This window comes from Devosia sp. Root436, from assembly GCF_001426345.1.
Lineage (GTDB): Bacteria > Pseudomonadota > Alphaproteobacteria > Rhizobiales > Devosiaceae > Devosia.
Map to the genome: position 1 here is coordinate 689,619 of NZ_LMEM01000001.1, position 13,001 is coordinate 702,619.

The 13,001-nt window shown below is 63.2% G+C and carries 14 protein-coding genes; 5 read left to right on the top strand and 9 right to left on the bottom strand.

Annotation, left to right across the window (positions count from 1 at the left end; all coding sequences use genetic code 11):
• Positions 1-262 precede the first annotated feature (262 nt).
• Together ASD04_RS03425 and ASD04_RS03430 are read right to left on the bottom strand one after the other, a co-directional pair.
• Entirely contained in the window at positions 263-772 is a 510-nt protein-coding gene (locus tag ASD04_RS03425; protein ID WP_056252463.1) for a MarR family winged helix-turn-helix transcriptional regulator, read from the bottom strand.
• Between the two features lie 181 nt (positions 773-953).
• Positions 954-1,343, bottom strand: coding sequence for a DUF6163 family protein (locus ASD04_RS03430; RefSeq protein WP_056252466.1), 390 nt, complete (start codon positions 1,341-1,343; stop codon positions 954-956).
• A gap of 97 nt (positions 1,344-1,440) precedes the next feature.
• On the opposite strand from ASD04_RS03430, the gene hemB reads away from it, so the two are divergent.
• The 5 genes from hemB to ASD04_RS03455 all read left to right on the top strand — a co-directional run bounded on the left by hemB (position 1,441) and on the right by ASD04_RS03455 (position 6,098).
• Positions 1,441-2,454, top strand: coding sequence for a porphobilinogen synthase (gene hemB / locus ASD04_RS03435; RefSeq protein ID WP_200940217.1), 1,014 nt, complete (start codon positions 1,441-1,443; stop codon positions 2,452-2,454).
• A gap of 65 nt (positions 2,455-2,519) precedes the next feature.
• Complete coding sequence (locus ASD04_RS03440) at positions 2,520-3,029, top strand: RDD family protein (RefSeq protein WP_056252469.1); 510 nt, start codon at positions 2,520-2,522, stop codon at positions 3,027-3,029.
• 59 nt (positions 3,030-3,088) lie between these two features.
• Positions 3,089-3,817 carry an arginyltransferase gene (locus tag ASD04_RS03445; RefSeq protein WP_056252471.1) on the top strand — a complete coding sequence of 243 codons (729 nt, stop codon included), beginning with the start codon at positions 3,089-3,091 and terminating at the stop codon, positions 3,815-3,817.
• Between the two features lie 149 nt (positions 3,818-3,966).
• Positions 3,967-4,992, top strand: coding sequence for a hypothetical protein (locus ASD04_RS03450; RefSeq protein WP_056252474.1), 1,026 nt, complete (start codon positions 3,967-3,969; stop codon positions 4,990-4,992).
• 116 nt (positions 4,993-5,108) lie between these two features.
• Entirely contained in the window at positions 5,109-6,098 is a 990-nt protein-coding gene (locus tag ASD04_RS03455; RefSeq protein ID WP_056252477.1) for an endonuclease/exonuclease/phosphatase family protein, read from the top strand.
• Positions 6,099-6,217: 119 nt separating this feature from the next.
• On the opposite strand, the gene ASD04_RS03460 is transcribed toward ASD04_RS03455, so the two are convergent.
• From ASD04_RS03460 to acpS, 7 genes are all read right to left on the bottom strand, one after another.
• Complete coding sequence (locus ASD04_RS03460; protein WP_056252480.1) at positions 6,218-6,532, bottom strand: Dabb family protein; 315 nt, start codon at positions 6,530-6,532, stop codon at positions 6,218-6,220.
• Positions 6,529-8,799, bottom strand: coding sequence for a DNA topoisomerase IV subunit A (gene parC / locus ASD04_RS03465; RefSeq protein ID WP_056252483.1), 2,271 nt, complete (start codon positions 8,797-8,799; stop codon positions 6,529-6,531). Before parC ends, ASD04_RS03460 begins: the two co-directional genes overlap by 4 nt.
• A gap of 480 nt (positions 8,800-9,279) precedes the next feature.
• Positions 9,280-9,987 carry a DNA repair protein RecO gene (recO, locus tag ASD04_RS03470; protein ID WP_056252486.1) on the bottom strand — a complete coding sequence of 236 codons (708 nt, stop codon included), beginning with the start codon at positions 9,985-9,987 and terminating at the stop codon, positions 9,280-9,282.
• 78 nt (positions 9,988-10,065) lie between these two features.
• Entirely contained in the window at positions 10,066-10,989 is a 924-nt protein-coding gene (gene era / locus ASD04_RS03475) for a GTPase Era (protein ID WP_056252490.1), read from the bottom strand.
• A complete protein-coding gene (rnc, locus tag ASD04_RS03480) occupies positions 10,986-11,693 on the bottom strand; it encodes a ribonuclease III (RefSeq protein WP_056252493.1) in 708 nt (235 codons plus the stop codon). Before rnc ends, era begins: the two co-directional genes overlap by 4 nt.
• Entirely contained in the window at positions 11,690-12,493 is an 804-nt protein-coding gene (lepB, locus tag ASD04_RS03485) for a signal peptidase I (protein WP_056252497.1), read from the bottom strand. Before lepB ends, rnc begins: the two co-directional genes overlap by 4 nt.
• 88 nt (positions 12,494-12,581) lie before the next feature.
• Positions 12,582-12,998, bottom strand: a complete 417-nt coding sequence (acpS, locus tag ASD04_RS03490) for a holo-ACP synthase (RefSeq protein WP_056252500.1) — start codon at positions 12,996-12,998, stop codon at positions 12,582-12,584.
• Positions 12,999-13,001: the final 3 nt, after the last annotated feature.

The window sequence follows — 13,001 nt, forward strand, 5'->3', positions numbered from 1 at the left end:
AGAACGTCGATTCAGCCGCATCAATTCACCCGAAATTTTCAGCCCCCAAAGCAGGCCAATTTCTACCATCGCATCCCGCGGGTCACAACGCGCTCAAGGGCATGTGAACCTGTTCAGACTTCTTGAACCACCAATACGCGGGAAATGGTTGCAAACCACTAACGACGCAGATCACGCGGGTTTGCGGCAGAAATGAGAACGCCGGCCCCGAGGGACCGGCGTTTGCATAGGGGTGTGGCACGACTGCAACAGCAGCGGGAGCCTAGAGCTTGTAGAGGATCTGGTCGACCCAGAAGCGCTCGAGGCGGGCGAGGGCCTTGTTGAGGCCGTCGAATTCGTCGTCGCCCAGGCCACCGACCTTGTCGATGGACTTGAGGTGACGGTCATAGAGCTCGTCGATCACTTCGGCCACTTCCTCGCCCTTCGGGGTCAGCTTGATGCGGACCGAGCGGCGGTCGGAGCGGGAGCGCTCCTGGAAGATGTAGCCGGTCTCGACCAGCTTCTTGAGATTGTAGGAGACGTTGCTGCCCAGGTAGTAGCCGCGGGAGCGCAGCTCGCCGGCGGTCAGTTCGGCATCGCCGATATTGAACATCAGCAGGGCCTGGACCGGGTTGATATCGTCCCAGCCCATGCGGTCGAACTCATCCTTGATGAGATCGAGCAGCCGGCGGTGGAGACGTTCCACGCGGGAAACCGCTTCCAGATAGAGCGGCTTCAGGCTCTGCGGACGTTCCGGGACGATGGCCTCGGCTGCGTTGGATTTGATTGCCATTTGTGCCTCACTGTTTTGCAGTCTGTGCGATTTTTCGCATCTCATGAGGCCAAACTACGGCGTGCGGACTAAGATCGCCCTAAGCGACGTGATTAAGCACATCTTACTGGAAAACAATGAGAATTTGGCTTTATTCTTCGTTACACCAGTGCATAAATTTGTAACCTTACGCAGGTGTGAACTAGTCGGCAGCACGGGCGCGGTTGAGGCGGATGGACAGCACGAAGATGATGGAGATCGAGGCCAGCAGCACCAGCCGCACAGCAAAGCCGAAGGCCGACATGCGGACATCGGGGTTGCCGAGCAGGTAGAGCGCCAGCTCGACCGCGGTAGCGCCGACCAGCAGCACGGCGCCCCAGCTCGCCTTGATCCACAGCCCGACCGCCGCGAAGAGCCGCGCCAGTGCGAAGATGGCCAGATAGACGAAGCCGGTCAGGCCCATGGTGGTGATGGGGCTGACATCGCCCAGATTGACCCCCAACAGGCGCGCCGCATCGTTGAGGCCCAGCAACAGGCTGATGATGGCGACGATGCGGATATAGATGGAGATGGGTTGCGCGCTGAAGTCCATGCGGTTTTCTATCCGGCGCGGGCGGATGCGACAAGCCGGAGCTTGGATGGCGCCTGCGGCGCTGATAGACGGGAGCCGCAGGGACAAGGAGACGGTAATGGCCGACGACTGGCAGAAGCACGACATGGCGTTTCTCGGCGGCCAGCGGCTGCGCCGCACGCGCCGCACGGCCTGGAGCCGCGCCATGGTGCGCGAAACCGTACTGACGCCGGCCGACCTGATCTGGCCGCTCTTCGTCATCGAGGGGCAAAACGAGAAGACGCAGATTCGCACCATGCCTGGGGTCGAGCGGCTGAGCGTCGATCTCTGCGTCGAAGCCGCCAGGGCGGCGCGCGATGCGGGCATCCCGGCGCTGGCGCTGTTTCCCAATACGCCGGACCGCCTGCGCAGCGAGAACGGCGCCGAGGCCTATAATCCCGATAACCTGATGTGCCGCGCCCTCAGCGCCATCAAGAGCGCGGTGCCCGAAGTGGGGCTGATCGCCGATGTGGCGCTGGACGAATATTCCAGCGACGGCCAGGACGGGCTGGTGCGCGACGGCGAAATCCTCAACGACGAGACCGTGGCGGTGATGATCCGCTCGGCGCTGGTGCAGAGCCAGGCTGGCGCGGACATCATCGCCCCCTCCGACATGATGGACGGCCGTGTCGGCGCCATCCGCGCGGCGCTGGATGACGAGGGGCACGAGCAGGTCCAGATCATGGCCTATGCGGCCAAATACGCATCCTGTTTCTACGGGCCGTTCCGCGAGGCGGTAGGCTCGGGCAGCCGGCTCAAGGGCGACAAGCGCACCTATCAGATGGATTATGCCAATTCCGACGAGGCCATGCGCGAAATCGAGCAGGACATTGCCGAGGGTGCCGACAGCGTGATGGTCAAGCCCGGCCTGCCCTATCTCGATATTGTCAGGCGGGCGCGCGACAGCTTCAACATCCCCATCTACGCCTATCAGGTGAGCGGGGAATACGCGATGATCGAAATGGCTGCGGCCGCCGGCGCCATCGACCGCAAGGGCGCGATCCTCGAAAGCCTCCACGCCTTCAAGCGCGCCGGAGCGAATGGCGTGCTCACCTATTTCGCGCTGGAAGTGGCGCGGGAACTTGGGCGGTAAGGCACAAGGCACATTTTTGTGGCTGTGCTCTTGCACCCTGCCCCACCCGTGACAATGTTCTGCTCATGAACCAGAACCAGACCGCCCTGCCCGATCCCGCCACTGCTCCCGAACTGTTCGAGGGTGTGCTGACGCGCCGCGTCGTGGCTTTCTTTATCGACCTCTTCGTCATGGGGCTCATGATCCTCAGCTTCGCCTTTGTCGGGTTGATCGCCGGGTTCCTGACCTTCGGTCTAGCCTGGGTGGCGCTGGTCTTCGTGGTTCCCGCGACGATCGTGCTTTACTACGGCGCCACGCTCGGCTCGCCGAAGCGGGCCACGGTGGGCATGCAGATGATGGATATCGTGCTGACGCCGACGCGCAATCAGCCGCTCGACGGGTGGATGGCGATCATCCATGCGGCAGTGTTCTGGCTGACGACCTGGATTTCCTGGCCGCTGTCGCTGCTGTTCGCCCTGTTCACGCCGCGCCGGCAGATGATCCACGACCTGATCACCGGCACGCTGATGGTGCGCCGCTCGCCCATGGTGCGGCATTGGCGCGCCCGGACAGCGCAGGCCAGCGGCGCATATTGAAGCATTGCCGGGTTTGAGGCGCGGGAGTACATTCTCCTGAATGCACTCAAGGGTCTTTGATGACCGACCAGACGCCGGAAACCACCCAGCTCTTCCTGACCGCGGCCATGCCGTGTCCGTATCTGCCCGGCAAGCAGGAGCGAAAGCTGTTCACGCACCTGACCGGGCGGCGCGCGGCGAACCTGCATCACCTGTTGAGCGAGAACGGCTTCCGCCGCAGCCAGAACCTGATCTACCGGCCGGCCTGCGAAGGGTGCAATGCCTGCCAGTCGGTGCGGATCGTGGCCAATGAATTCGTCGCGTCTGGCCGCTTCCGCCGTGTGCTGAAGCACAATGACGACCTGTCCGTGGAAGTGCGGCCGACCACGGCGACGAGCGAGCAGTACGACCTGTTCAAGCGCTATCTGGAGTCGCGCCATGCCGGCGGCGGCATGAACCAGATGAGCTTCGTCGACTATGAATACATGGTCGAGGATACGCCGGTGCAGTCCGTGCTGGTCGAATATCGCCTGCGCAACCACCCCGACCAGACCCTGGTGGCGGTGGCCCTAACCGACGTGATGCCCGACGGACTTTCGATGGTCTATTCCTTCTACGACCCCGATCTGGCCTCGCGAAGCCTGGGGACCTATCTCATTCTCGACCATATCGAACAGGTGCGCTCGGCCGCCTTGCGCTACGTCTATCTCGGCTACTGGGTCAAGGATTCCCCCAAGATGGCCTACAAGGCCTTATACAAGCCGCTGGAAGTCCAGCGGGGCACGCTGGGCTGGTGTTCGCTTGATTAATCCAGCGCGTTACTTCGAAAGCTGAATTGTTTCTGACGCATACTGTCAGCTATTGTTCAGCTGCTTACTGGCAATGGTCAGCGTGGGCGGCTGTGGACCGATGGGAACCGGGGCGCCCTTATTCCATCTTTTGTCCATGGAGAACTTCGTTGAAGATCAGAAGCATCTATCTCGCGTCCCTCCTGCTGGCAGCGCTGCCGGCGACGGCCTTCGCACAGGCCACCGTGCCGCCCAATGTCGACTTTACCGCCTCGGCTACCATGCCGTCGCTCAAGGATCCGTCCCGCAAGGACGTCTTCGCCGTCACCATCGGCGATGCCCAGGTCAGGACCCAGCTCGAGCTCACCTGCTCGGCCGGCTATACCCAGTTCCTCGTCGTGCGGTCGGACAAGGCCTGTGCCGTGGCCGGCAGCGGCTCCATCGTCAATCCGGCCAATCAGCAATTGCTGCCGCGCACCCAGTATTCGGGCGGCTACACGGTAAATGCCGATGGCTATACCGATGGCTCGGGCATGGCGGTCAATTACCTGGCTCTGGGCAAGGTCGCCCCGTCTGCCGGCGCCTTCTCGGGCTCGATGAACCTCAAGCCGGAAGTCACCTCCAGCGGCGCCTCGGCGCTCAAGGATTCGATCATGGCCAATCTCGGCCAGAATGCCGGCGGGTCTGTCATCGACGACCGTGTCGATACGGTCGACCTGACGCGCCTTTCCATCCCCTCGGCCGGCCTGCCATCCGACCCCGGCTGCACCTGGTCGGGCAACATGGTGTTCGCCTACCAGACCGAAAGCTGGTTCCTCGACCTCAAGGCGACCTGCGCCGACAAGGAGTACGTGCTCAAGGGCAATATGCCGTGGACCGACTCGCCCGGCGTCGATGCGCAGACCCAGTATGACCTGACGCTGACCCTGCCCTCGGCCGGCGCCGCCAGCGACGATGCGCTGTTTGCCGTGGGCGATGCCAATAGCGACCTGTTCGCGGCCGCCGATGGCATCACGGCACAGATCATCATGAAGGAATCCAAGATCGTGACCGTCGATATCGATGGCGTGCCCACCGAGACCCCGTCGCAGGTCGATGCCTCGGGCCAGTTCGTGGGCACTAATGTCCCGGTGGAAGTGGTGCGCTCGCTGGCGACGCTGTTCGGCCTACTGTCGTCGAACCTGTTCGGCGCGTAAGCCTTCATAAGCGCGAGACAGGGCGGCCTTCGGGTCGCCCTTTTTCGTTGCCCCGGCCTTGCTTGCGCCATATGTCTCGGCGACATCGCCCCTCATGCCCACCTGCCGGACCTGCCATGTCTTTGTTGTTTAAGCTGATCCGGCTTGGCCTCGTGCTGGGGGCGCTGGGAGTGGCCACGCTTGCCATCCTCGCGCTGTTCGGCTTTGCCGTGCCGGAACTCGACCTGCTGAACCATGCGCAAATCTTCCTGCTGCCGGGAACGCTTGTTGGCCTGGTGATCGTGGCATTGGCACTGCGGGGGCGCTGGCGGAGCGTGGCGGTCATCTATGCCTTTGTGGGCCTCGCGGCATCGGCCAATGTGATGCTGCCTGAAATCGCCGGATCGCTGCGGGCACGGCCGGGGGCGCCGGCCGATGGCACCATCACCATGATGACGCATAATCTCTTCGGCATGAATTACGAGATGGACAAGGTCACCGCGGCCATTTTTGCCGAGGATCCCGATATCATCGTGCTGCAGGAATATTTCGGCGAGCAGGCGACCGACCTGCATCCGGCCCTGCTGGCCAAGTATCCGTTCTTCGTGCGGTGCCGGGGCGGCAAGCGCGCCAATCTGGGACTCTATTCGCGCATTCCCTTCACTCAGGTCGACGATGGGGCCTGCCCCAACAATGCCTATGGCACGACGCGCACCGCCCATATCCTCGCCCGATTCCAGACCGGCGATGGAAAGCCCTTTTCGGTGATCACCACGCATATGGACTGGCCGATACCGGTAGCCCGCCAGCATGAGCAGCTTACCGCGCTTTCGGAGGTGGTGGATAAGGTCGAAGGACCGATGATCCTGGCTGGAGATTTCAACTCGACGCCCTGGTCCTATGCGCTGCGCGATTTCGTGGCCCGCAACGGGTTTACCCGAGAAACCATGAACCTCGTGACCTATCCGCTGAGCTGGTACTATCTGCGGGCCTGGCGCGAGACCATCCCCTTCCTGCCACTGGACCATGTGATGACGCGGGGCGGCATCGTGGTGCACGAGTTGCATGCGGGGCGGAAGACGGCGAGCGATCACCTGCCGGTGGTGTTCACGTTTTCGGTGGAATGATCGGGGCACGCCCTCGTGGTTCGAGGCGCTGAAGAAGCGCACCTCACCATGAGGCTACTGGAGCATTGAGCCAAGAGTAGCCTCATGCGTAGCGACCCTCGAACCACCAGGGCGTGTCGCTAAGCCCCCACCTTCAGATCGAACACGATCAGGCCGTCCCGACCGCTCTCCAGCGCCGCCACCAGCCGGCTGCCGGCGGCCTTGTGGGCTGGATGCGGCAGGTAGCGGTCGCGGGCGGCTGCGTCGGCAAAATCCATGATAAAGCCGTCGTTGAAGCCTTGGCTGCGGCCTTCGGGCGAGATGTTGGGGCCGGAATCGAAGGCGAGCAGGCCGTCGATCTGGCCGACCAAAGCGGCCAACCCGGCATAAATCTCGGCGCGTTCATCGGCGCTGACGCCGCTACGGAATTTGACGAAGACGCAATGCCGGATCATCCGACGAACCTGTTGTTGCGCGGGAAGCCGTTGGGGGGCTGGCGGCCGGCGGTGGCGCGGTCGCCGAGCCAGTCGGTGAGTTCCTCGGTGGGCTTGGTGTAGGTGCGGCCGGAACTGTCCGTCCAGGTGAGGCCATCGGCGGCCCAGAAGGTCTTGAGGTCGGAAATGCCGCCATCCTTGTAGCGCTGCAGGCGCACGCCCTTGCCGCGGGCCATCTCGGCCAGTTGCGCCAGTGGGAACACCAGCAGCTTGCGGTTCTGCCCGATGACGGCGACACGATCGCCGGCCACCGGCACCAGCAAAGCCGCCTCGTCGGGCGCGCCGACATTGAGTATCTGCTTGCCCTTGCGGGTATTGGCGATCATCTCGTCCTCGCCGACGATGAAGCCATAGCCGGCAGCCGAGGCGACGATGCGCTTCTGGCCGGGGCGATAGACGAAGAGATCGACGATATCCTGCCCCTCCTCGATATCGACCATGATACGTACCGGCTCGCCCTGCCCGCGCCCGCCGGGCAACTTGTCGCCGGCCAACGTATACACCTTGCCGCCGGTGGTCAGCATCAGCAGCTTGTCGGTGGTCTCGCATTTGAGCGACAGCTTGAGCCGGTCGCCGGCCTTGAAGCCGCGTTCGTCATTAACGTCGCTACCATGACCGCGCGGCGCGCGAATCCAGCCCTTTTCGGACAGGATGACGGTGATGGGCTCGCGCTCGATGAAGGCCTCGGTGACTTCGGCGGCATCGGCGGTCGGCGCATCGCCCAGCACGGTGCGGCGGGCACCCAGGGCATGCGGCGTGCCGTCGGCATTGAGCAGCGGATAGGTCTTCTTGAGGGCCTCGATCTCCTTGCTGATCGTGCCCCATTGCCGCTTGTCGGAGGCCAGCAACCCTTCGAGGTGCCCTTTCTCCTCGGTCAGCGTCTCGTGTTCCTTGCGCAGCTCGATCTCCTCGAGCTTGCGCAGGGAGCGCAGGCGCATGTTGAGGATGGCTTCGGCCTGCACATCTGACAGTTCGAACGTCGCGATCAGCGAGGCCTTGGCATCGTCTTCCTCGCGGATGATGCGGATCACCTCGTCGAGGTTGAGATAGGCGATGATATAGCCCGCCAGCACTTCGAGCCGGTGGGCGATCTGCTCCAGCCGGTGGGTGGTGCGGCGGACAAGCACCTCCTTGCGGTGTTCGAGCCAGGCCTTGAGCGCCTGGGCCAGGCTCATCACCTTGGGCGCCGTACCACGATCGAGCACGTTGAGATTGAGCGGGAAACGGGTTTCAAGATCGGTGGTCTTGAACAGCTGCTCCATCAGGATCACCGCATCGACAGTGCGGGCACGTGGTTCGAGCACGAGGCGAATATCGTCCGACGATTCGTCGCGTACGTCCTTGAGCAAAGGCAGCTTCTTGGCCAGCAGCAGTTCGGCGATCTTTTCGACCAGCCGCGACTTCTGCACGCCATAGGGAATTTCGGTGACGACGATGAGATAGACGCCGCGGCCGGTCTCTTCCACCTCCCACTTGGAGCGCAGGCGGAACGAGCCGCGGCCGGTCTGGTAGGAATGGGCGATGGAGGACGGGGATTCCACCAGGATGCCGCCGGTGGGGAAATCCGGCCCCTTGACGAACTGGGTCAGGTCGTGGGCGGAAGCCTCTGGATTGACATTGATAAGATGGAGCGCCGCGTCGCAGAGTTCGGCCACATTGTGGGGCGGAATGGACGTCGCCATGCCCACGGCGATACCGGTTGAGCCGTTGGCCAGCAGGTTCGGGAAGTTGGACGGCAGGACGACCGGTTCTTCGTCTTCGCCGTCATAGGTCGGCTTGAAGTCGATGGCATTCTCGCTGATGCCTTCGAGGAGGCGCGTGGCCACGTCGGTCATGCGAGATTCGGTGTAGCGCATGGCAGCGGCGCCATCGCCGTCGATATTGCCGAAATTGCCCTGCCCATCGACCAGCGGATAGCGCAGCGCGAAATCCTGCGCCATGCGCACCAGCGCGTCATAGATCGACTGGTCGCCATGGGGGTGGAACTTGCCGATCACGTCGCCGACGATGCGGGCAGATTTCTTGTAGCCCTGGCCCGGATCGAGCTTGAGCAGGCGCATGGCATGTATGATGCGGCGATGCACGGGCTTGAGCCCATCGCGCGCATCGGGCAGCGCCCGCTGGGTGATGGTGGAGAGGGCATAGGAGAGGTACCGCTCCTCAAGCGCCTGCTTGAGATCGACGACGCGCTGGTCGTCGGCAGGCGGGAGGGTATCGCTATCAGACATCAGCAGGCATTCCGGGAGAACGAATCAGGAAAGCAGTATAGCGGGCGGGGGCGGATTTGTGGGCAAAGGCGCGGTTTTGCACGGATATGGGCGTGCGGAAGCGCCGCCAGTGCCGCGGTTGTCGGGTGAGCATGGTGGCGAGGCGCAAGCCTCGATGGTAGTTTTTTAGGAGTGAGGCCATTGCCTCGCCACCATGCCGGGATTTTCGCGGGTCCGGGCCAGGCACGCTGTATCGCAAGCGTAGCGGAGGGGGATAAGTCTTTGAGCGCTTATGCTGCCCAAACCACCGTGTCATCCCGGCGCAGGCCGGGATCCACCCTGAGATGGGCGGGTTTGCGACAGAACGGTCCACCTTGCGGCTGTGGCGCGATCTCGAGATGGATCCCGGCCTGCGCCGGGATGACATCGTGGGTGGGATCAGCGTTGTGTCAAGAACCCCACCTCACTCCAGCCATTCGGGCACAGCCCTCATTCGGCGCTTCAATCCTCCCGGCTCAATATCGCCAGCAGCATCTCGCGCGTCGGCGACGGTTCCAACTGCCGGGGGCCCCAGACCTGGGATTCGAGGAAATGCCCAGTCAACCGCAGGGCGTCGGCGATGTCGTGTGGGCTGGCATTGCCGCGGCTGGTGAGGAAGCTGGGGAGCGGCAGCAGGCGGTCGAGATAGGGGGCGGCAGCGGCGCGGGACACGGCGCGCCCGGTCTTGGGCGAGACGTGGGTGAGGTCGGAGGTGACGCCGGTGGCGGCGCAGGAGGTGAGATCGAGGCCGAAGCCGAGGTCTTCGAGGACGGCGAGTTCGAAGCGGGCGAGCGCGGCGCCGTCGGGGGCGCTATCGATGAGACGCAGGGCCATGCCGAGAAGGCGATCATGCGGGTCGCGTTCGGGGAGCAGGCGCAGGTGGTCGCAGACGAGCTGGCTGAGATAGAGCCGGGTGCGATCCTCGATCAGGGCGGCGGCGCGGGCGGTCAGCAGTTCGACGGAGAACATGCCGAGCTGGTCTTCGAGGCGGGCGCGCCAGGTGAGCTGGATGGTATTGCCCGGCTGGAGGACGGCGGCGAGGCGGCGGGTGCGGCCGCCGCGGACGAGGCCCAGATGACGGCCGCGACCGGCGACCATGGCCTCGGCGATGACTGATGTCTCGCCGTGGCGGCGGACGCCGATCAGCAGGGCTTCACCGGTCCATTCCATACATCAACTCTGTGCCACGCCCTCGTGGTTCGACAGGCTCACCATGAGGTCTGCTGAACCACTGCGGGCGGCGAGCCCTCACCCCTTCCCATGTGGGTATTCCAGCCCCATTTCGCGGTAGCGCTCAGGGTCGTCGCCCCATTTTTCGCGGACTTTTACGAAGAGGAACAGGTGGATCGGCACCTCGTACATGGCCATCAGTTCCTTGCGCGATTCCGCGCCGATGGCCTTGATGGTCTGGCCGCCGGCGCCGAGCACGATCTTCTTGTGGCTCTCGCGGGAGAGATAGATGACCTGGTCGATCTTGTAGGAGCCGTCCTTCTGGATCTTGAAGCTCTCGGTTTCGACCGTGGAATTGTAGGGAATCTCGTCGTGGACGCGCAGGAACAGTTTTTCGCGCGTGATCTCGGCCGCGGTGATGGCCATGGTGAGATCGGTCAGGTGATCCTCGGGGAAGTGCCATGGCCCAGGCGGGATGTGCTTGACGCACCAATCCATGAAGTCCTGCACGCCATGGCCCTTCAGCGCCGAAATCATGAAGGTCGCCTCGAAGCGCAGCTTGTCGTTGAGCGTCCGGCTCAGCTCCAGCAAAGCCTCGTTTTTGATCGTGTCGATCTTGTTGAGGATGAGGATTTTCGGGTGGGTGATATTGGCCAGTCCCTCGATCAGCCCTTCGAGATCGGGCGTGATGCCGCGTTCGGCATCGACGATGAAGGCGACGAGATCGGCATCCCCTGCCCCGCCCCAGGCGCTGTCGACCATGGCGCGGTCGAGCCGGCGCTTGGGCGCGAAAATGCCGGGCGTGTCGATGAAGACCAGTTGGGCCTTGTCCAGCGTCACCACGCCGCGCACCTGGCTGCGGGTGGTCTGCGCCTTGTGGGTGACGATGGAGACCTTGGTGCCAACGAGGACATTGAGCAAAGTCGACTTGCCGGCATTGGGCGCGCCGACCAGCGCGATGAAGCCGCAGGAGGTGTCGGACAGTTCTTCTGGTGTGTTCATCGGTTTTCCTTCCACACCTTCTGGCGAATGAGGAACAGCTCGGCGGCCTTGTGTTCGGCGATCTTCTTGGAAGGGCCGGTGGCGCTCAAGCTATCATAGTCGCCCAGGGTGACTGATATGGTGAATTCGGGGGCGTGGTCGGGGCCGCGCCGGTCGGTCTGAGTATAGGTGGGCGGTTCGAGCCCGCGGGCCTGGGCCCATTCCTGCAAAGTGGTCTTGGCGTCGGCCTGGTTGGCGGAGCCGTCGGCCAGGAATTCCTCGAACATGCGTTCGACGAATTCATACGCCTTGCCCATGCCGCCATCGCAATAGATGGCGCCGATGATCGACTCGGTGACGTCGCCGAGAATGGCTTCCTTTTCGGCGCCACCGGTGCGGGCTTCGCTGTCGCCGAGATGGAGTTCGCTGCCCAGGTCGAGCGTGCGGGCGATGATGGCGCAGGTTTCCTTGCGCACCAGCGTATTGAGCGTGCGGCTCAACTCGCCCTCATTGGCCTTGGGATAGCGGCGATAGAGCATGTCTGCGACGACGAGGCCGAGCACGCGGTCGCCGAGGAATTCGAGGCGCTGGTAGGAGTGCTCGATGCGCTTGGCCGGCGAGGTAGCACTGGAATGGGTCAGCGCACGGTTCAGCAGGTCCGGGTCGGCAAAGCGATAGCCGAGCCGGAACTGCAGCTTGTCATGATTGCGCGGGGCGCGGCTCATAGAGGCTGGTGATCGACGCCCTGGAACATGCGGTCCCAGCGCACATTGGCCGGCCACTGCCAGAGCTGCCAGGGCGGAATATTATCCTTGATCGAGAAGAAGCGGGCCTCGGCCTTGGCGATGAGGTTCACCGCCGGCACATAGCCGACCTGGCTCAGCACGCGGCTATCGGCCGAGCGGTCGCGGTTGTCGCCCATCATGAAATAGTGGCCGGCGGGCACCACATATTCCGACGTATTGTCGAGCGGCGCGTTGTCGGAGATTTCCTGGATGATATGGGTCGTGCCCTCGGGGAAGGTCTCGCGGTAGAGAATGACCTCGCGGGTATCGCCATTGCTGTCGGTATCCTGCCCGGTACCGATCTGCTCGCGCTCGATCATGGTGCCGTTGATATAGAGGCGTCCCTGCTTCATCTGGATCGTATCGCCCGGCAGGCCGACGACGCGCTTGATATATTCGATATTCTGCGGCACCGGACGGAACACGGCGATATCGCCACGATTGGGCTCGCGGCCGAAAATGCGGTTGTTGATCGGCAGCTCGAAATCGAGCAGCGAAAAATCGCCGTAGCGGCCAAGCGAGAAGGAATGCTTGCCATAGCCCCAGACGAATTTATTGGCGACGAAATAATCGCCGATCATCAGCGTTTGCTGCATCGAGGCGGTGGGGATGGAGAAGGGCTGGTAGAGGAACGAGCGCAGCACGATGGCGATCAGCAGGGCCTCGGCCACGACGACGATGGTTTCCCACCACTCGTTGGTCGCGGACTTCTTGATGGGCTTGTCGGCGGGCTGGCTCATGAAATTCCCCGGAAATGCAGTGGCGCAGGGTTAGTCCCTTGCGCTTGCCGGGTCAATCGGAGTTGACCGCTGGCCTGATCCGAAAAGTCTACAACTTTTCGGGGCCAGCTTGCGGCAGCGCTTCGATGATGACGAAGGCTTGAGCAAGCCCGGCATCGTCGGTGATGGTGAGGTGGATGTGGGGCACGTGACCATCAGGCACAAGGCGCGCCAGCGCTTTTGCCGCGCCGTTGGTCAGCTGCATGGTGGGCTTGCCCGAGGGCAGGTTCACCACACCCATGTCGCGCCAGTAGACGCCCCAGGAAATGCCGGTGCCCAGCGCCTTGGAGCAGGCCTCCTTGGCGGCGAAGCGCTTGGCATAGGAGGCGGCGCGCTGGGCGCGTCGGTCGGATTTGCGGCGCTCGATCTCGGTGAAGCAGCGGGTGGTAAAGCGGGTGCCGTATTTTTCGAGCGTCTGTTCGACGCGGTGGATCTGGATGAGGTCGGAGCCGAGGCCGATGATCATGTC